Source organism: Flavobacterium sp., from assembly GCF_035299245.1.
In the GTDB taxonomy this organism is placed as follows: Bacteria; Bacteroidota; Bacteroidia; order Flavobacteriales; family Flavobacteriaceae; genus Flavobacterium.
Map to the genome: position 1 here is coordinate 80,934 of NZ_DATGWY010000007.1, position 21,064 is coordinate 101,997.

At 35.8% G+C, this 21,064-nt stretch carries 14 protein-coding genes and 1 pseudogene; 9 read left to right on the forward strand and 6 right to left on the reverse strand.

The features are described from left to right. Nucleotides 1-71: 71 nt before the first annotated feature. On the reverse strand, nucleotides 72-1,670 hold the full coding sequence (gene bshC / locus VK161_RS05635; RefSeq protein ID WP_324213784.1) for a bacillithiol biosynthesis cysteine-adding enzyme BshC: 1,599 nt from the start codon (nucleotides 1,668-1,670) through the stop codon (nucleotides 72-74). Nucleotides 1,671-1,806: 136 nt separating this feature from the next. Between bshC and VK161_RS05640 the strand changes: the two genes are divergently transcribed. The 4 genes and pseudogenes from VK161_RS05640 to VK161_RS05655 all read left to right on the forward strand — a co-directional run bounded on the left by VK161_RS05640 (nucleotide 1,807) and on the right by VK161_RS05655 (nucleotide 6,435). Then, nucleotides 1,807-3,243, forward strand: a complete 1,437-nt coding sequence (locus VK161_RS05640) for a T9SS type A sorting domain-containing protein (RefSeq protein WP_324213785.1) — start codon at nucleotides 1,807-1,809, stop codon at nucleotides 3,241-3,243. Between the two features lie 393 nt (nucleotides 3,244-3,636). Beyond that, nucleotides 3,637-5,028: an RtcB family protein gene (locus VK161_RS05645; protein WP_324213808.1), complete on the forward strand. Its 1,392-nt coding sequence runs from the start codon at nucleotides 3,637-3,639 to the stop codon at nucleotides 5,026-5,028. Nucleotides 5,029-5,166: 138 nt separating this feature from the next. Next, nucleotides 5,167-5,861 (forward strand): annotated as a pseudogene (prfH, locus tag VK161_RS05650) (peptide chain release factor H). Between the two features lie 37 nt (nucleotides 5,862-5,898). After that, entirely contained in the window at nucleotides 5,899-6,435 is a 537-nt protein-coding gene (locus VK161_RS05655) for a hypothetical protein (RefSeq protein ID WP_324213786.1), read from the forward strand. Between the two features lie 30 nt (nucleotides 6,436-6,465). Here VK161_RS05655 and VK161_RS05660 read toward each other — a convergent pair whose 3' ends face one another. Both VK161_RS05660 and VK161_RS05665 read right to left on the reverse strand, forming a co-directional pair. Then, on the reverse strand, nucleotides 6,466-7,743 hold the full coding sequence (locus VK161_RS05660; RefSeq protein ID WP_324213787.1) for a hypothetical protein: 1,278 nt from the start codon (nucleotides 7,741-7,743) through the stop codon (nucleotides 6,466-6,468). Between the two features lie 2 nt (nucleotides 7,744-7,745). Then, nucleotides 7,746-8,213 (reverse strand): T9SS type A sorting domain-containing protein, encoded by a 468-nt coding sequence (locus tag VK161_RS05665; RefSeq protein WP_324213788.1) that lies wholly within the window; start codon nucleotides 8,211-8,213, stop codon nucleotides 7,746-7,748. A 150-nt stretch (nucleotides 8,214-8,363) separates the two neighbouring features. On the opposite strand from VK161_RS05665, the gene VK161_RS05670 reads away from it, so the two are divergent. After that, on the forward strand, nucleotides 8,364-9,266 hold the full coding sequence (locus VK161_RS05670) for a phytanoyl-CoA dioxygenase family protein (protein WP_324213789.1): 903 nt from the start codon (nucleotides 8,364-8,366) through the stop codon (nucleotides 9,264-9,266). A gap of 60 nt (nucleotides 9,267-9,326) precedes the next feature. Continuing rightward, nucleotides 9,327-11,507: a B12-binding domain-containing radical SAM protein gene (locus VK161_RS05675; RefSeq protein ID WP_324213790.1), complete on the forward strand. Its 2,181-nt coding sequence runs from the start codon at nucleotides 9,327-9,329 to the stop codon at nucleotides 11,505-11,507. A 55-nt stretch (nucleotides 11,508-11,562) separates the two neighbouring features. Here VK161_RS05675 and VK161_RS05680 read toward each other — a convergent pair whose 3' ends face one another. From VK161_RS05680 to VK161_RS05690, 3 genes are all read right to left on the reverse strand, one after another. After that, entirely contained in the window at nucleotides 11,563-14,025 is a 2,463-nt protein-coding gene (locus VK161_RS05680; RefSeq protein WP_324213791.1) for a DUF7619 domain-containing protein, read from the reverse strand. A gap of 38 nt (nucleotides 14,026-14,063) precedes the next feature. Beyond that, nucleotides 14,064-14,816, reverse strand: a complete 753-nt coding sequence (locus tag VK161_RS05685) for a LytTR family DNA-binding domain-containing protein (protein ID WP_324213792.1) — start codon at nucleotides 14,814-14,816, stop codon at nucleotides 14,064-14,066. Between the two features lie 88 nt (nucleotides 14,817-14,904). Next, the gene (locus VK161_RS05690) at nucleotides 14,905-16,836 is read right to left on the reverse strand and encodes a tetratricopeptide repeat-containing sensor histidine kinase (RefSeq protein WP_324213793.1); all 1,932 of its coding nucleotides are present in this window, start codon (nucleotides 16,834-16,836) and stop codon (nucleotides 14,905-14,907) included. A 222-nt stretch (nucleotides 16,837-17,058) separates the two neighbouring features. On the opposite strand from VK161_RS05690, the gene VK161_RS05695 reads away from it, so the two are divergent. The 3 genes from VK161_RS05695 (at nucleotide 17,059) to VK161_RS05705 (ending at nucleotide 20,782) form a co-directional block, all read left to right on the forward strand. After that, nucleotides 17,059-17,544, forward strand: coding sequence for an acetyl-CoA carboxylase biotin carboxyl carrier protein subunit (locus VK161_RS05695; RefSeq protein ID WP_324213794.1), 486 nt, complete (start codon nucleotides 17,059-17,061; stop codon nucleotides 17,542-17,544). 123 nt (nucleotides 17,545-17,667) lie between these two features. Beyond that, the gene (locus tag VK161_RS05700; RefSeq protein ID WP_324213809.1) at nucleotides 17,668-19,110 is read left to right on the forward strand and encodes an acetyl-CoA carboxylase biotin carboxylase subunit; all 1,443 of its coding nucleotides are present in this window, start codon (nucleotides 17,668-17,670) and stop codon (nucleotides 19,108-19,110) included. A 130-nt stretch (nucleotides 19,111-19,240) separates the two neighbouring features. Beyond that, nucleotides 19,241-20,782, forward strand: a complete 1,542-nt coding sequence (locus VK161_RS05705) for an acyl-CoA carboxylase subunit beta (protein ID WP_324213795.1) — start codon at nucleotides 19,241-19,243, stop codon at nucleotides 20,780-20,782. The last annotated feature ends 282 nt before the right edge of the window (nucleotides 20,783-21,064 follow it).

Consider the following 21,064-nt stretch of genomic DNA (forward strand, 5'->3'; position numbering starts at 1 on the left):
AATTAACCTAAAAATAATTACTGACAGAAAAAATAATTTCGAAAACGTTTTCGTGTTGAAAAATAACTGATTTACAATATAATAATTGAAAAATTGGAATCTAAGGGACACAAATCTTTTAAAAGTTTTGATTTTAATTCTTCTCCAAATTCCATATAAAATTCCGAAAAATTGGCTTTTCGTTCTTGTAAACTTTGATTTGGAAAAAGTTCGTTTTGTAAAAGAGCTATACGTTGTAATTGATCATTTAGAATGCGTTTTTCCGCTTTTAACAGCCGTTTTTCCAAATTCTCTAGTCCTTTTATTTGTTTAGCTTCTTGGGCTTTTACTGCTCCTATGAATGACTTGTCGGTTTGATTAGCAATATCCATAAGTTGTTCAAATTGCTTTTTCAAATGTTCTTTTTGCTCAGAAAAATCGATGGTAAACTTAGAGAGTTGTCTTGTTTTTTGATTGATTAAATCGGTTTGTTTGCTGAATAAGTCGCTCCAAGTCAAATTTAATTTGTCCGCTTTTTGAACTTGTTTCTGAGTGGCTAGTAGAACAGAATTTCGAACTAAAACAATTGGGAAAGTCACTTTGAATGCTTCAAAATTCGATTTCAATTCTAACCAATAGGCAATTTCACCACCGCCACCAATGTAACATAAGTTGGGTAAAATGATTTCTTGATATAAGGGTCGCAAAATTACATTTGGGCTGAATTTCTCCGGATGATTTTCTAATTCAGAAAGTATTTCTTCAGTTGTAAATTCAATTTTAGTCGAGTTGACTTTGTATTTTTCGTTTTCAAAAACAATGCGTTCTCTCAATTGATCTTCAATGTAAAACAGATTGATTTCACGTGGATTCACTTGAATTTTATAGTGTTCCAATTGTAAATTAGTCTCAGTAACTTTCTTGAAAGAGGTTTGATTCAGTAACTCCTCTTTTGCAAAAGGAATAAATAATTTCTTCAATTCAATCGAATCACCATCAATAATTACCAATCCTTCATTTTTGAACAATTCATTGGCTAAATAACGAGTAGCATCAGCTAAATTTGAATGCTCTAAGTAGCTTTTTCGGAATAATTCTCTCAGGTAATTGGCATTTTCACTACTTCCCAATTCATCAGAAAAATTAAAAAAAACTTCACCCAAACCATCTGTTGAAAGTCGACCAACGGGTCCAAAACTCTCTTTGTTCCACTTTATTTTTTTATCCTTAAAATTAAAATAATTGATTTCTTCAAAATCGTGATCTTCTGTAGCCATCCAATACACAGGTACAAAATGGTATTCAGGATAAGTCAATTTTAATTTTTTGCATAAATTGATAGTTGAAACAATTTTATACAAAAAATACAACGGTCCAGTGAATAAATTCAACTGATGGCCAGTGGTAATTGTGAAAGTATTGGAATGTTTTAAGAGCTGAATGTTATCTAAAGTCCTTTTAGAAACCTCAAAATTGGAGTATTGTTTTTCTAATTCAGAAACTAAAACTTGCCTTTTGAGATGGTCTTGGGAATTGAAATTGTTAGCCTTTTCTTCAATCTGATCTTTAAAATTTTCGATCTTCGGAAAACGATTGTACAATGGCTTCAACTCTGGCTTTTCATCTAAATAATCAACAATTAATTTAGAGAAGTAACCCGAATTTTGATACGTAATACAGTCGTTTGGCATGAATTTAAAATTTTAGTAAAAATACAGAAAATAAAAATAGTGAAAAGTGGTTTAACAAATGCTTAGCAAACAAAAATAGTACATCTCGATGCTATTTTTCATTTTATCCTTATATTTGAGTTAAAATGGGTTAGTTATGAAACAGTTATCTCTTTTTTTTGTTTTGGTTTCTTTATGCACTTCTGCGCAAGTGCTTCGAGTAGAACCTCAAGATTTTTCATCCGTTATTTCTTTTGGAAAAAGTGGCAGTTTTAATGACAATGAAATCGCAGTCATGGGTAATACTGTACCCAATGTGATTTCTAAATTGTATCTTTTCAATATGGGAACAGAAATTACTCCTAATGGATTGTTAGATTCGCCTGAAACAAATCAAAATTTTGATGGAGGAATAGAAATGACCAACGATTTTCTGTTTATCGGTTCCACTACCAATAATACTAATGTAACAAACGGAGGCGCAGTGTACGTATACAAAAAAGTAAGCGGTAATTGGAACTATTTACTCAAATTACAACCTACAACTCAGTCCGAAAACAATCGATTTGGTTCTAATATAGCCTTCCATGATGGTCAATTGTTTGTAACAGCTTCTGGGTACGATAGTAACGGCAGTAGCACTTTGAATAATGGAGGTGTGTATCATTATTACCTAATACAAAATGATACTTTTGCCCATGTAGGGATTTTGTCAGGTAACGAAGCTGATTTTGGTTTCGGTGATTTATTAGAATTTGAAAACAATAAAATGGTTACTACGTCAGATGGAAGCACTACCGATACCGTTTACACATACCAACACGGAAATGTAAGTTGGGGATTATTAAATACTTTGCAAATGCCAGTTTTTACCGAATTTAATGTAAATGTTAAAGCTTCGGATAGGGTTAGTTTTTCTAACGGTAAGTTGTACATGTATCATTACGATGAAAATACCGCAGACCCTTTTCTCTTCGGTAAAAGAGTTAAAATTTACAATTGGTCAGATAATCAATTTCAATGGAATTTCTCAGAAAATTTCTCATTTCAAGAAGGTGATTATTTAGAATATAAAGTGAAAGTAAGAGGCACTAATATGTACCTTATTCCTGTTGGATGGTATATTTTGCAGATGGAACGAAAAAACCCAGCATTTCACTACCAATTTAATGGGACGAGTTGGAATTATGTTGGTTTATACAAAGGAATGAGTTCATTTGATAACGATGATTTTGGATATTTTACGGTGGCCAAAGGCAATAAAGTTCTATTCGGAAATTCGACAGAAAAATGGTCTCAATTTACTTCTTGGAATGGAGGTGCATATATGGTAGACAGTGCATTGAGCGCTGACGAATTTGATAATCAAAATGTACTACTATTTCCAAATCCTACCAACGGAATCATTTCAATTGCATCGCCCAATGCTCAACTTACTCAAGTTGAATTATTTGATAGTCTAGGAAAATCAATTCTGATTCAAAATTTTAACTTTGAAACGATAGATGTATCAAGCCTGAGTTCTGGAATTTATCTGTGCAAGATAACCGATAATTTCGGACGATTCGAGACCAAAAAAATCATAAAAAACTAAAATTAATCATGTAACGTATTGTTATAGAGTGAAGTAAAAATTATTTAAAAATAAATTTGGAATTGTAAAAAAGTTTTCTAAAAATTTGTGCCGTTAAAAATAACAATTACTAAAACGAAGAAAAATGACATTATTTAATCTCAATCCTCTAAGCAATTCATCAGTTGGTACTGGTGTAGCTTTTCTTCGTGGCTTATTTCATTCTTAGAAACAAACAATAGAATATATGAACAAGCCCGAAGACATTTAGTTTCGGGCTTTTTTTATTCTAGACACTTCAAAAATTTCCCGACAACCGACTGATTATTTATCCTTTTCGGATAAAAGGTTCGCCATCTCGTTATGCAATTCGCACTTCACGATGTGGCACGTAATTATTTTATAATCAAAATCATGGGAAATAAATTATCAGGAAAAGACCTAATCAAATTGGGCTTTCCCAAAAATAATTCAATCAATATCGCCTTAGGGCAAATTAATAGGTACCGTAAAAAAGAGAAAAAAGAATCGATTCTAAACGAAGCCAAAGAAGTATTGCTCGCTCCCGAAAAGTTCAAAATGCACGGAACTTGGGGAAAAGTAGCCGAAGGTTTAGTCAACCCAGTGCAAGTCAAATTGCATCAACTGAACAACACTCGAGCGCCTTTTTCCATATTCGGTGAAAACGAAATCGACGAGCAAGCCAAATTTCAATTGTACGACGCTTTGAAATTACCGATCGCGGTTTCAGGAGCATTAATGCCCGATGCACATTCGGGTTACGGTTTGCCAATTGGCGGAGTTTTAGCCACTAATAATGCGGTGATTCCGTATGGTGTTGGAGTAGATATCGGTTGCCGAATGAGTTTGTCAGTCTTCGACTTGCCAGCGTCATTCCTAAAAGGAAAAGACCATCAGTTGCAAGCGATTTTAAAAGACAACACCAAATTTGGTATGAACGAAACGCACGCCACAAAAGCCGATCACGAAGTGTTTTACCGCAACGAATTCCAAGAAATTCCAATGGTAAAACAGTTGCTCGACAAAGCGTACAAGCAATTAGGAACTTCGGGCGGTGGCAATCATTTCGTCGAATTCGGAATTGTGAAACTCGATCAAACCTTGCCCGAGTGGAAGTTACAACCCGGCGAATACATCGCGGTTTTGTCGCACAGTGGTTCACGCGGATTGGGAGCCAACATCGCCAAACATTATACGTATTTGGCTACCAAACAATGTCCGCTGCCCAAAAACGTGCAACATCTGGCTTGGCTCGATTTGAACACGCACGATGGCCAGGAATACTGGTTGGCAATGAATTTAGCGGGTGATTATGCCAAAGCGTGTCACGATGATATTCATCGTCGCATCGCAAAAGCATTAGGCAAACGAACCGTTTTTACCATCGAAAACCACCACAATTTTGCGTGGAAAGAATTGGTAAATGGCAACGAATGCATCGTACACCGAAAAGGAGCAACGCCAGCCGCTAAAGGACAACTCGGAATCATTCCGGGTTCAATGACTGCGCCTGGATTCATCGTCATGGGAAAAGGCAACGAAGCGAGTTTGAACTCTGCTTCTCACGGTGCAGGACGACTGTTTTCGAGAGCCAAATGCAAGGCAAAGTTCACGCAAAGCGATATCAAAAAGGTATTGAAAGACAACGACGTACATTTAATCGGTGGCGGAATCGACGAAGCACCAATGGCGTATAAAAACATCCATACAGTAATGGAGTTACAAAGCGAATTGGTAGACGTTCTCGGCACATTCGCACCCAAAATTGTACGAATGGATAAATAGGTGAGAGGTTTTTTTTGAAGCGAAAGGCTTGGTCTGTGTCAGCAATCCATGTTCCCGCTTTCCGTCATGCGCGGCATTTCCTCCAATCGGGGCTAGAAAAGAAACCGTAAACCTTTTGTAAACTTAATAAAAAATAAAATGGACAATACTAAACACGTCTTACAAATAACCTCTGGAAGAGGTCCAGCCGAATGTACTTGGGTAGTCGCTCAAGTGCTCAAAAAAATGGTGCAAGAAGCAGCCGATTCCCATTTAAAATCGACTGTACTGCAACATGAAGCAGGCTCGGAAAACGGAACCGTAGAAAGTGCTTTGGTGCAAATTGAAGGGAAAAATGCCCAAATATTCGCACAATCGTGGATAGGAACTATTCAATGGATTGGTCAAAGCACTTTTCGAAAGTTTCACAAACGAAAAATTGGTTCATCGGCGTTTTCGAAGTAGAGCAATCAGCAGCTGCGCAATTCTCTGAAAAAGACATTCAGTATCAGGCGATGCGAAGCTCGGGCGCAGGCGGACAACACGTCAACAAAGTAAGTTCGGCCATTCGAGCCACGCACATTCCAAGCGGAATTTCAGTTGTCGCTATGGATTCACGTGCGCAACATCAAAACAAGAAATTGGCTACCGAACGATTGCTTCAAAAACTAGAACACAACCAAGTAGAACAACTCAAAAATGAGTTTCAAACTACCTGGACGAACCAATTGCAAATTCAAAGAGGAAATCCGATTCGAGTATTTCAAGGAACGGATTTCAAAAAAGAGAAAATAAGTAAAAACAATAAATCGGAACGACAGAAAGCCAAAAACGAAATCAGAAAAGAAATCTGAAATGGTTTTTCCCATCCGATTGTAAAAGATAAACAAAATGAAAACTGTAGATAAATATTTATTTCAAGCCTTGGACAACTATCCATTCAACTTAGAAGAAACAGTTGAATCATTGGATTATGCTTTGTCGTACGACGATAAAAACACTATGGCGTTGTGTTTGTATGCGCGAGTGTACGCCGAACAATTGTTGAATTATGAAGAAGCCAAAAGCCTTTTCGAAAGAGCGATTGGCATCAACATCAATGCCATTGAAGTGTATCCGTTTTACATTCAAACTCTTTTACTTAATGAAGATTGGGATGAAGCCGAAAAGTTAATCGACTTTGCATTAACCATCAAAGGAATCAACAAAGTGGAGATTCTTTTCAAAAAAGTGAGGTTTTTGGAAGTGAGAAGAGAGTTCAAAAAAGCCCAAAAAATCATCAAAGAAATAAAGTTGATGGTTATGGATTCGGATTACAACTATTTAATAGAAGAAACCGAAAAAAGGTTGAAGGAAAAACTCGGCAAAAAATCAGACGATAATGATTCGCCCAAAAAGGATAAGTCTAAAAAAAAGAGCAGTAAGTAAACTGCTCTTTTTGCTTTTATATAATTTTGATTAATCAGTAAACACATTAAACCCATTGTTTATCAAGGTTTGCTTGTCTATTATTCCTTGCCCTGTTGGTGGAGCAGGAGGATTTTGGTTTAAATCAATTTGAACATAACTCGATAGCGGTTCAAAAGGGATAAATTTGCTCAAGATGCTATTAACCTGATTGGATGGTAATGCATTTCCAGAAAAATCATAACCATTTGAAACATTCATCTCCGTACTTGTTTGATTGGCTAACATTATATTAGTCAGTAAAGGGTTTTCAGTTATAATAATGGGTATATTGTAAAATTGTAGTAATCCTAAAGAAATATCTGGTAAGATGGCATTCTGTTTAATTGCGATAACAGATTGTTTAGCACTTGTCAAAGCAGGCATTTCGATTGATGTTAATAGGTTGTTATATGATATATTAAATTCAACACCTATTATTTGAGTAAGTACCGGGAAATTAACAGATACTAAGTTAGGCATGAATCCTAATGAAAAACTACCATTAAAATCTTTTCCAATTCGAGTCAATGATGGGAAGTTTATATTTGTAAGAGCATCATTGTTGTCCATAGCCATGTAAGTGCCTATATAAGAAAGGGAATCAAAATTAATTGTAGAAAGTACAGGGTTGTTTCCAATGAGTATTGTTTCATACACTTTTGTAAGGTTTCCTAAATTTATACTTGTTAATGAAGAATTGTTGTAGATTTCAACCCTTGTCATGGTCTTTAATGCGCTCAAATCTAATGTAGTTATATTAGGATTATTTTGTATGTAAATATTTTCGGTGTTGGGTCCGGCTTCCTCCGCAATTTGCGCATCAACTTCAGCCTGAGTAGCATCTTCGGAAATATAAATTGATGTCTTCCCTAAATTTTTACTTTTTGCAGCATACAATGCATAAGGTACACTCAACAATTGACTCGTTCCTACCACATCATAATTACTACCTCCGTTAGGATCGGTTTCGGTTTTTATAAAAAAGGTTCCAGTCGACCAGTCAATTCCCGCAAAAGTCCCTATTATTGGAGTTCCACCACCAATTTCAATACTCAACAATCCATTTTCGTTGGTAGTATTCGTCATGGTTTCGCTGTAAACCACTGTTCCAGTTGGTGAATCTTTGAGAATGCTAATGCGCAATCCGATGGGTGAATTGGCAACCAGATCGCCAGTGTTATTTCGGATTACCGATTGATAACTCATCTTTTGTGGCGCTTGTGCTACTGCTAAAAACGTAAAAATTAATGCTACAACTGTTAAGTAATTTTTAAATCTATTTTTCATTGCTATTTTTTCAAAAATTTAAACGATTTTATTATTTCTTCATTGGAAATTACATTCAAAAAATAAACGCCTTTTGGATTATTTTCCATTGAAAAGGTGGTTTCTGAGCTGGTTATTTTTTGCAAACCATACACTATTTTTCCATTGATATCATAGACTTGATAGCTTAAGTTGGATAGGTGTTCTTGAGGTATTTTTAACGTCAATAAATTGCTTGTTGGATTCGGATACACAATCATTACTAAAGTAATATCTGGATAATCAGAAGTGCCCAAAACTTGAATCTCGTAGGGTTGTTGTACACCATCACTTACGATTGTACCTGCTGGACTTTTATACGAAATTTGACCTATAGAATAGCTTGCCGTACCGGAAGAGCCAGTAGCATTTCCGCCAGCTGCGACGGAACTTTTTTGTGCTTGAGTAGTAATTACAAGTAAGTTTATTAAAACAAAAAGGAGTTTGTTCATCGGTTTTTGTATCAAAAAATATGAGCAAAGATAAGTAAAAGAAGGTTTTATAATTCTAAAAATTATTTGTTTGAAGTAAGCAATCTTTATAATTGTAGTAAATTACTAGCAACGATTTATTATTATATTTACAACACTATTTTAAATGCAATGAAAACCCATTTGATTGCCAATTTCTGGAAAAGAACTCTTAACTCAACTAATGAAACGTCAACTTGGGCTGAAGAAGTTGCGTTTTTATACCAATCGGGAATCAGTTTGGAAGTTGCCATTGCATATTTATATGATAGCCAACCCAGTTTGGACCAATTTACGCTTTGGATTCAGCAGCAAACAAAATCCAATCTTACTTCAAATCAAAACACTGAAGACATTTTAACGGCAGAAGATTTAGCATTTTGGAATCAAAACGGGTATATAGTTGTAAAAAATGTCATTTCAAAAGAGGATTGTGAAAACACCCGAAATGCCATTTGGGAATTTTTAGGAAAAAGCATCGAAGACGAGCAATCGTGGTATACACAACATCCAGAGCAAAGCGGAATGATGGTTCATTTTTCGGATCATCCGACACTCAATGCCAATCGAAATTCATCCAGAATAAAGAAGGCGTACGAGCAATTGTATCAATCGACTGCCATTTATAAAACCATTGATAAAGTAAGTTTTAATCCGCCCATCACTAACAATTACAGTTTCAAGGGAAGTAATTTGCATTGGGATGTAAGCTTGCATTTACCGATTCCGAATCGTTTGCAAGGACTAATTTACCTCTCGGATTGCGCCGAAAACGAAGGCGCATTTCATTGCGTTCCCAGATTTCACAATGAAATCGAACAGTGGATGAAAAATCTACCCGAAAACGTCAGCCCGAGAGAATACGCCTTACAAACTCTAAAACCCATTCCGATTGTAGGCGAAGCGGGCGATATGGTCATTTGGCATCAGGCTTTACCGCATTGCGCTACAGCTAATTATGGCAAAACACCTCGAATGGTTCAGTATTTGACTTATTTTCCCAACGAATATAAAGAATCGGAGATTTGGATTTAGATTTTTAAAGTCACAAAAACTAAATTATAAATTTACCGTACTTTTACAAAAATAATCACTTTGAAAGACATCCTTTTAATAACGCCGCCTTTTACTCAGCTGAATACACCGTATCCCGCAACAGCGTATTTGAAAGGGTTTTTGAATACCAAAAACATTCCTTCTTTTCAGATGGATTTGGGTATTGAGGTGATTTTGAAGTTATTTTCAAGTAAAGGACTAGAACACGTTTTTTCAATTAACGATGTACAACTTGCTACATTAAATTGTCAACGAATTTTTTCACTAAGAGAAGAATACATCAAAACTATTGATGCTGTAATTGCCTTTTTGCAGGGGAAAAATCCATCGTTAGCGCGTCAAATTTGCAGCGGAAATTTCCTGCCCGAAGCTTCACGTTTTGATCAATTAGACGATATGGAATGGGCATTTGGAACTATGGGAATGCAAGACAAAGCCAAACATTTCGCCACATTATATTTAGAAGATTTATCCGATTTTATTGTAGAATGTGTCGATGAAAATTTTGGTTTCAGTCGCTATGCCGAACGATTGGGTAGAAGTGCCAATTCGTTTGATGAATTGTACTTACATTTGAATCAACAACCAACATACATTGACCAAATAACACTTCAAATTCTAAAAGAAAGATTAAATGAAGTGCAACCCAAATTGATCTGTTTTTCTGTTCCTTTTCCAGGCAATTTATACAGCGCTTTTCGTTGTGCTCAATTCATAAAAAAGCATTTTCCACAGATTAAAATAGCCATGGGCGGTGGTTTTCCCAACACTGAGTTGCGTGATTTAAAAGACAAACGAGTTTTCGAATTCTTTGATTTTATTACTTTGGATGATGGTGAACTGCCAATTCAATTACTAATTGAGAATGAACAATTAACAACTGATAAAGAATATAAAAGAACATTTCTTTTAGAAAACGATGAGCTGGTTTATAAAAATAATGCCACTCAACCCGATTACAAACACAGCCAAGTTGGAACTCCAGATTATTCAGATTTGCCCTTAACCAACTATATATCTGTAATCGAAATGGCCAATCCAATGCACAGTTTGTGGAGCGATGGCCGTTGGAACAAACTCACCATGGCACACGGTTGCTATTGGGGAAAATGCACCTTTTGTGATATTTCGTTGGATTACATTAAATTATACGAACCCATCGCAGCTAAGATTTTGGTCGACCGAATGGAAGAACTCATCGCTCAAACGGGTGAAAATGGTTTTCATTTTGTGGACGAAGCAGCGCCACCGGCTTTAATGCGTGAAGTAGCTTTGGAAATCATCCGACGTAAATTAGTAGTGAGTTGGTGGACGAACATTCGCTTTGAAAAAAGTTTTACTGCCGATTTGTGTTTACTGCTTAAAACTTCGGGTTGCATCGCCGTTTCTGGCGGATTGGAAGTCGCTTCCGATCGATTGTTAGAATTGATAAAAAAAGGGGTAACCGTCGAGCAAGTGGCACAAGTGACTCGAAATTTCACTGAAAGCGGCATTATGGTGCATGCCTATTTGATGTACGGTTATCCTACGCAAACGATTCAAGAAACAATCGATAGTTTGGAAATGATACGTCAATTATTTGAATTGGGTGTTTTGCAAAGCGGATTTTGGCATCAATTTGCCATGACTGCGCATTCGCCCGTTGGAATGTTTCCTGAAGAATTTGGAGTGATACCTGAGTTGAACGAAATTTCATTCGCCAACAACGACATTAATTTTAAGGACAAAACAGGCATCAATCATGATAAGTTCAGTTACGGACTGAAAAAATCGTTGTTCAATTACATGCACGGAATCGGCTTCGATTTTGAGTTGAGCGAATGGTTCGATTTCAAGATTCCGAGGACTACAATTGCTCCAGATTATATTATTTCATGTCTAGAAAAAGCAACTGATTTTTCCTTAAAACCTTCAGCAAAAGTAGTTTGGATAGGAGGAAAGCCAATAGAATCCATATTTACCAAATCCAAAAAGGGAACTACATGGGAAATGATGCAACTCACTTTTCATGAAAAAACACAATCGTTTGACATCACTTTGGAAAAGGACAAAGGAGAATGGTTGTTAAAGTCGTTAGAATTAATTTCTGTTTCTAATGATAAATTACTCACAATAGCTCAATTAAAAGAAAGTTTTGAAACTGAATGGGACGATTTTGAACTCTTTTGGTTTTCTAAATCGATTGATAAATTAAGGCAATTTGGACTTTTAGTTTTATAAAAAAAAAACGCAAACCAACTTAATGATTTGCGTTTTAAACTCGAGAATCTAATAATTACTCTTTCATAATTTTTTCTACTTTACTTCCTTCATCAGTAGTGATTTTTAAGAAGTAAATGCCGCTTTGTCTTGTTGAAACATCTATAATCGATTCGTTTGAATTTTCTATTACTGTTTCCAAAATTCTACCTTGTACATCATATAGTTCAATGGTTTTGATGTTGAATTTGCTATTGATAGTGACATTTCCATTAGTTGGATTTGGAAAAACAGAAATACTTTCATCAAAGGTAACTACAGTGTTGTTTAATGTTCCAAAAGTAGTTTGCGCCATGTTAGTATCAATTGGTGCATTGTAGTCAAAATAAATATTGGCTTGTTTGGCTACAGTATTTCCTGAAACTAAAGTGTTTTTAGATCTAATTTTGAATAAGACATTTCCGTGTCCGCCAACAGGTGGATTTCCACTGGTGGCACTTAAATTGATGTTTTCAAATATAAATTCAACTTTATTTCCATTGATTCGTGTATAACTCGGATGCGATGTGTTTAGCATTTGCAATGTTGCTATATCGTATTTGGTTGTGTCAATATCTACTTTTACAACTACATTTTCTGCTGCTGCGTTTCCTGTGTTTTCAAAGTTCACCATGTAATGCAAATAGTTCCCAATTTCTGATGGAGGAATAAAAGAACCTTGTAAGCATCGTATTTCATTTGGGTCAAACGAACCTACAACGGTTTGATTTAACGTGAATGAATTGTCCAACGGAAAAGCATCGGATGCCACTGGCGTAATTGTTGAAGAAAAAGTCAAGACATCATCAATATTCACTGGTGGAGTTTCGGTTGGTGTATTCACATTCAAAGTGACAAAATAACTTCTACTTTCAAAAGGAAGCAAGTTGGTATAGTTCCAGTTCAAAATTCCAGTACTTTGTGATGTTGGAGCAGCTGTGGCCGATACAAAATCTAAAACGGCATCATTATAATTTAAGCTGGCTGTTCCAGATAAGGTTTGATTTCCTTTGTTTTTGTATGCTACGCGGTACGTGGCATTAAATCCGGGACGCGCTGGTGTAATTGGAGCAACTACAATTTCCAAATCGGGATGGACACCATTGGCGGAGATGCAAAAGTTTTGGGTAGCTACATTATTGTTAGTATTTACAAATGGAATAGTTGCAGATGCAGGAGTAATAGTAAAGAAACTCGGATTTTCGAGTGAAGGATTTACAGTAAAATTTCCAGTCAGAGTATAAAAATTATAAGTTCCAGTGGCATTGGAAAAAGTAGCACCTTGGTTGGTTCCGTCGTTGATGTTCATTCGGATGAATGATTGAGTACTATCCGATGCATTACAACCATTATTGTTGGCATCGTATCGAATTGTTCCAGTAATTGTGTTATAATCTCCACCTGGAACAAAGGAACAATAAGAATTAACAACGGTTGAGGTTAGTCCAGCAGTAGTTAATTGACCTTGAATAGTGGCTACTTGACCATCATCAGCACATATAAAATCCAAATTCGGATTGTTGTCTAATACAAATGTTTCGTTTTGACCATTTTTAGCAAAAACCGTTTGTAATTGAGGATTGTTTGGGCACCACAAATAGGTTAAATTGTTTAATTCAGTTACATCCAAGCTCATAATTTGTGTATTCCCGCACGATAAACTAGTCAAATTCGGAAGAACAGAAACATTCAAGAAAGTAATTGGATTGTAGGAACAATTCAAATCAGTTATGCTGGGAATTGTAGCTAAATTTAATGAAGTAAAATTATTATTGCTGCAATACAGAGTGTTTAAATTTGGACAATCAACAATTAGCAAGTTGGAAAGCAGAGGATTAAAATACAAATTCACTATTGATAAGTTGGGTAAACTACCAATTATGATCATATTCAATTGACTGTTCCATACATTTAAATTATTTAAACCAGTACAACCATCAACATTTAGATAATTTAAACTATTTGAATTTGATGTAATGCTAAACATAGAACTGCAATTCATTGCATTTAAATAGGTTAATGTATTGGTTGTAATGTTGATGCTTGTGGTTAATGAAGAACAATTGGACACATCCAAATAACTTAAATTTGGACAATTTAAATACTCGAGGGTTTCCAATTGAGTTAAGTTGGATACGTTGATAGTGGTCAATAAACTATTATTGGAAATTGCAATTGTCGTCAATGCAGGTGAGTTTGTTAAATCAATTGACGTGATTAATGAATTATAACAACCAAATGAGGTCAAATTGAAAAAGGCTTGAATACCATCTAAATTGGTAATACTCAAACTGTCAAAAGCCAAAACGCTGATATTTGCAGCTTCGCTAAATTCAATTTCTCCATCAAAATTAGTATCAACAACGGTAAAATTTCCATTCAAGTCTTGGCAAAAAGTTGCATCTAATAGCGCTTGCTTAAACACGGGATCAGGTATTGGTACTATTTGTGAATACGATAGACCAGTAAAAAGTAAAAGAAAAAGTACTGTTTTTTTCATAGCTATTGTTTTATGTTTTGTTGTCATGATTTCTAGTTTTAAAGATTTTTAATCAATTCCTGTAATCGTTCTCTTTTACTCTGCGCGATGGGAATATTAGTATTGTCAGCCATTATCACATAACCACCATCCGATTTTATATACGATTTCAAATACGATAAATTAATCAAATGCGACTGATGTATGCGTTCAAATCCGTGTTCGGTTAACATCTCTTCAAACTCTTTGAGTGTTCTCGAAATCAGAACCGGTTTGTGATTTTTGATGAAAAATTCAGTATAATTTACTTTTGCTTCACACCGAATAATATCGGATACTTCAAACAAATGGATTCCGTCACTAGTTGATAAAGCAATTCGCTTGTAATTGTCTACTTTTTTTCGAATGTTTTCCAACAGTAAATCGATGTGCTCAAACGAATTACTTTTTCCAACCACTTCTTTAATTTTGATGATAGTGTTTTGTAATTCTTCAGGATCAACTGGTTTTAAAATAAAATCCAATGCACTGAATTTAAATGCCTTGACTGCGTATTGTTCGTGAGCAGTAATGAAAACAATATGTGCTTTGGTTTTTCCTTTCAATTGTTCTAAAATGTCAAAACCAGTTCCGTCCGATAAATGAATATCCAGAAAAATAACCTGAGGATTTAATTGCTCCAAAGTCTCCACTCCAGTCTTCACACTTTCCGCTTCACCAATAATATTGATTTCATTAGTGTACCGTTCCAAGAGTGCTTTTAAACCGGTTCGTAAATGTTTGTCGTCGTCGATTAATACTGCTGTAATCATATTTTTTGCATTAGGCTCTAGGCAATAAGCAATAAGCCATTTTTAAATTATTTTTTTGCATAAAGCTTATAGCTTAAAGCCTATTGCTTTATTGTATATATTGAATTGGCAATCGTAACGTCACTTTTGTTCCCTGAATTGCATTATTTTCTTCAATTTCTTTAATTTCAATTTGTGCCGATTTTGAAATGGTGGCTTCCATGATTTCCAAACGTTTTTTGGTGATTTCCAACGCCATTGATTGATGTGCGGTCATTGAGTTTTCTTTCATTTCTTTTGATTTGGTAATGCCAATTCCGTTATCTGTAATTGTACAAACCAATTGATTATTATGTACATCAAAATGAACTTCAATTTTTCCTTCGCCTTCTTTCGGAACCAAACCATGAAGAATTGCATTTTCAACAAAAGGCTGAATCAATAATGGAGGCAAACCCATATTAAATTCGACTTTTTCACTCGATACTATTGAAAAGGTAAAACTGTTGTGAAACCGCAATTGTTCTAATTCCAGATAATTTTGCAAACCTTCAATTTCTTTGTCAATCGGGATGATCGAACCTTTAGAATATTCCAACGTCAATCGCATTAATTTGGAAAATTTCGATAAGTATTTCAAGGCCGAATCCGTTCCATTTTGTACAATAAAACTAGATATCGATCCCAAGCAATTGAATACAAAATGCGGATTCATTTGCAAATGCAAGGCTTTTTGCTCGTATTCTGTTACTTCTTTTTGAAGTGTTAATCTTCGTTTTACTTGACGACGGTTGAAAATCACAAACACTAATCCTAATAAAAGTAAACCTCCAATTATAGAAAATAAAGTGATTAATTTTTGTCTTTTGTTTTTTTCTAAAAGCAACGATTCTTTCATTTGATATTCAAAATCCATTTCGGCTCGTACAAACTTTTTGTTGCTTTCTAAGTTATTAATGCTGTCTCGAGCTTTTACATATTCTTTGTAATGAAACAGTGATTGTTGATGATTGCCCAAAGCATCGTAAACATCACTCAATAGTTTTTCTGAATGAAACGTTTGATCCAATAAACCAACTTCTTTTGCATAATTCAACGATTGAGTAGCATATTTAATAGCTTCAGAATTGTTCTTCTGTTCAAAATTAAGTTGACCTAAATTGTACAAAACCAATGAAGCTCCATGTTTGTTTTGCATCGCTTCATACATCTCAAGTGATTGGGTATATGAAGAAATAGCTCCGTTTATTTGATTTTGCTTTTTGTAATAATCACCTAAATAATTTTTCAACAGTGCAAATCCACGTTGATTATCAATTTTTTCAAATAGCTTTTCTGCTTTTTTATAGTAGTTGAATGCTTCAGATGAATTTCCTTGCTCAAAATAAATGACACCGATATTGGTAAGTGATGTAGCCGCTGCTTGTTCTCCAATTTCTTCTTGAATTTGTAAAGCTTTCTTAAAATAATGAAGCGCTTTTGTATTGTTTCCTTGCGATTTGTATACAATTCCGATGTTATTATATGCTTTCGAAATATTGTTTTTCTGACCAATTTCTAAGTAAATTTTGAGTGCTTTTTGATACTGCTCTAAAGCAACCGAATAGTTGTTTTCTTCCGATGCAATTACTCCAATACTAGCATAAGCTTTAGCCAATCCGTTTTTAACTTCTTTGGAATCGTCATCTTCTGCTAATGCGATAAAATGGTTTTTTGCTTTTTCAAAATCAGCTTTGGCTTGCTTGTAATTTCCTAAAATAATATTCGAATTCCCTTTGTTTAAAAAAGAAGTTGCCAATCCAAAAGGATAGTTGATTTTTTTTGATAAAGAGGCCGCTTTTTGTGCATAAAAAGCGGTAGAGTCAGGATTGCTTTCCTTGTACTTGTTCGAAATTTGATTGTATAAATTAGCTTTTGCAGTGTCAATTTTAGTAACAAGTAATACCCGTTTTAAACTATCAATTTCCTGATTTTGAGCAGAACTCATTCCGCAAAAAATCAGGAGTAGAAATAAATACAGTATTGGTAACTTCTTTTTCAAAACATTTGTTTTTTAACTTAGCAAAACAAAGATAGAGTAAGTTTTTGGTTTAAATAGAGCCACTTATTATTTGATGACTTTGACTTATTAATCACAACAAGTGATTTATAATTGGCAAAAACTAATTTCTATTAAACTATATTTATTTACCAACTTTATGAGATTTATCAGTTTCGAAAACGTTTTCTTTTACTAAATTTACCTCAAATTAATTAAAGCCTTATGAGTACTACTTATAAACTTTCAGTCAATCACGCAACTTCTTTTGAATTGACTGAAAATGATCTTAAAAATTTGGATGCCGTGAGTATTGGCGACAACAAATTCCACATCCTTAAAGAGAATAAACCCTACAAAGCCGAGATTGTTTCCGCTGATTTAATTGCCAAAAAATACACAGTTAAAGTCAATAACAATACGTATGAAGTGGCTATTTCAGATGCTCTGGATATTCTTATTCAAAGCATGGGAATTGAACGCGGTCGAACCAAAGTGGTGAATGTCATCAAAGCACCAATGCCCGGACTGATATTGGAAATCAGTGTAGAAGTAGGGCAAGAGGTCAAAGAAAACGACCCGCTTTTAATTCTAGAAGCCATGAAAATGGAAAACAGTTTCCTTTCTCCTCGAAATGGTATCATCAAATCCATCGCAGTTCAAAAAGGAATGGCGGTTGATAAAGGACAATTATTAATAGAATTTGAATAAAGAGTAAAGATGCAAGACCGTTGCACTGAAAGATCGCTTCGCTGTAAGATCAGCAGTTTTCGTCTTTCATCTTGCAACGAAGTGGTCTTTCTTCTTTCTTCTAAAATATAAAAGATGAAAAAAATAACTAAAATACTAGTGGCCAATCGCGGTGAAATTGCCATTCGCGTTATGAAAACGGCCAAAAAAATGGGCATCAAAACGGTAGCCGTTTTTTCTTCTGCCGATCGAAATGCGCTTCATGTAAAATACGCAGACGAAGCAGTTTGCATAGGTGAAGCAGCGTCAAGTCAATCGTATTTGCGCGGTGATAAAATTGTTGAAGTTTGTAAAGAGTTGGGCGTCGATGCGGTACATCCGGGCTACGGATTTTTAAGTGAAAATTCCGCTTTTGCCGAAGAATGTGAAAAAAACAACATCATTTTTATCGGGCCAAAATCGAAAGCAATCGAAATGATGGGAAGTAAACTCGCCGCCAAAGAAGCCGTTATGAAATACGACATTCCAATGGTTCCGGGTGTAGACCATGCAATTACAGATTTGGACGAAGCCAAGAAAACAGCCAAAGCAGTTGGTTTTCCAATTCTGATTAAAGCATCAGCTGGCGGTGGTGGAAAAGGAATGCGCATCGTTGAAAAAGAAGAAGATTTCGAATCACAAATGAATCGCGCCATCAGTGAAGCCACTTCTGCTTTTGGAGACGGATCGGTCTTTATTGAAAAATACGTTACCAAACCGCGTCACATCGAAATACAAATTATGGCCGATAGTCATGGAAATGTTTTGTACGTTTTTGAACGCGAATGCAGTATTCAACGCCGACACCAAAAAGTGGTCGAAGAAGCGCCATCGTGTATTTTAACGCCAGAAAAGCGCAAAGAAATGGGTGAAGCTGCAGTAAAAGTAGCGCGCGCTTGTGACTATCTGGGTGCAGGAACGGTTGAGTTTTTAATGGATGCCGATCATAATTTTTATTTCCTCGAAATGAATACACGTTTGCAAGTAGAACATCCAGTAACCGAAATGATTTCGGGCTTGGATTTGGTCGAATTGCAAATTCGCGTGGCTCGTGGCGAAGAATTAACCATCAAACAAGAAGATTTAGTAATTCACGGTCATGCAATGGAACTTCGTGTGTATGCCGAAGACTCAATGAATGATTTCCTACCGAATGTTGGGTTCTTAAGTAAATACCAATTGCCTGAAGGCGAAGGAATTCGTGTAGACAACGGAATTGAAGAAGGAATGGATGTACCGATTTACTATGATCCAATGTTGTCCAAATTAGTGACGTATGGCAAAACACGTGAAGAATCGATCGAACTGATGATTAAAGCTATTGATAATTACCACGTTGAAGGTGTTGCCACAACATTGCCTTTCGGAAAATTTGTTATGGAACACGAAGCGTTTCGCTCGGGCGATTTTGACACCGGATTTGTAAAAGCATATTACGATGCCGAAAAACTAAAATCATCGCTGGATAATGAAGCCGAAATAGCCGCTTTATTAGCATTGCGTCAGTATGCAGAGGATAAAAGAATATTGAGATTGCCTATTAATTAAGAATGTAGAAGAAAGAAGAAAGACCATTTCGTTGAAAGAAGAAAGACAAAATGCTACGTGGTCTGTCTTGCAGTGTAACGGTCTTGCTTCTTTCAGCAGAGCGTTCTTTCTTCTTTAAAAAAAATAAATCATGGAAGACAAAATCAAAATATTAAACGATAAAATTGCTTTAGCCAAATTGGGTGGAGGCGAAAAACGAATTGCCAAACAACACGAAAAAAAGAAATTAACCGCTCGTGAGCGCGTTGAATATTTACTCGATGAGGGTTCGTTTGAAGAAATTGGGATGTTGGTTACCCACCGAACTACTGATTTCGGAATGGAAAAGGAAATTTACTACGGTGATGGTGTAATTACGGGTTACGGAACCATAAATGGTCGCGTAGTCTACGTTTTTGCGCAAGATTTCACAGTTTTTGGTGGTGCTTTATCTGAAACCCATGCCGAAAAAATATGTAAAGTTATGGATATGGCCTTGCGAAGTGGCGCGCCGATGATTGGTCTGAACGATTCAGGTGGAGCACGTATTCAAGAAGGTGTTCGCTCATTAGGTGGTTACGCTGATATTTTTTATAGAAATGTACAGTCCAGTGGTGTGATTCCGCAGATTTCTGCTATTATGGGTCCGTGTGCGGGTGGAGCAGTGTATTCGCCTGCCATGACTGATTTTACTATGATGGTAGAAGGTAATAGTTATATGTTTGTTACGGGTCCGAATGTGGTAAAAACCGTTACCAACGAAGAAGTGACTTCAGAAGAATTAGGTGGCGCGAGTACGCATTCAACCAAATCGGGTGTAGCACACGTAACGTCTCCCAACGGAATTGAATGTTTGGAAGACATCAAAAAATTACTGAGCTATATGCCGCAAAATAATCGTGAAACTACTCCCAAATTACCTTATGTTTTAGGAGAGGAAGTGCGTGAAAAATTAGATACCATCGTACCCGATAATGCCAACAAGCCTTACGACATGCACGATGTGATTGAAAATATTATTGATGAAGATTCCTTCTTTGAAATCCACAAAGATTTTGCCGAAAATATTATTGTTGGATTTGCCCGATTGGGAGGAAGAAGCATCGGAATCGTTGCGAATAATCCGAAGTTTTTAGCCGGATGTTTGGATGTGAAAAGTTCGATAAAAGGCGCACGATTTGTACGTTTCTGCGACTGTTTTAATATTCCGCTCTTGGTTTTAGAAGACGTTCCTGGTTTCTTGCCTGGAACCGATCAAGAGTGGAACGGAATAATCGTTCACGGAGCCAAATTGTTGTATGCTTTCAGCGAAGCGACCGTTCCGAGAGTAACTGTAATTACGCGTAAAGCCTATGGTGGAGCGTACGATGTAATGAATTCAAAACACATTGGCGCCGACATGAATTTTGCGTGGCCAAGTGCCGAAATTGCGGTTATGGGAGCCAAAGGTGCTTCTGAAATTATCTTCAAAAAAGAAATTAGTGAAGCGGCAGATCCAGCAGCTAAATTGTTGGAAAAAGAAGCCGAATATGCCGAGTTATTTGCTAATCCGTATACAGCAGCGCAACGCGGATTTATCGATGAGGTGATTTTACCAAAAGATACGCGCAGAAAATTATTGAAAGCATTCAGCATGCTCGAAAATAAAGTGGTCGATACTCCCAAACGCAAACACGGAAATATTCCGTTGTAATTGAATCTTATTATCCTAACAGGTTTTTAAAACCTGTTAGGTATCTATTTTAAAATAGTTTTTTAGAACTACTGATTTTGTGTACGACGTTCCTAAACTAGCCCCGATAGAAGTGGCACGCAGTAGAACGGATAGCGGGAACATGGATTACAAGAATGCCCAAGCCTTTTGCTTCAAAAAACTCAGTAAAATCAATGCTTCAGAGTGATTGGGTTTAAATTTAAGTTAAAAAATCGAGGTAAAATGGCATTTTTTCGCTAAATTGCGCCACTTTTTATTGGG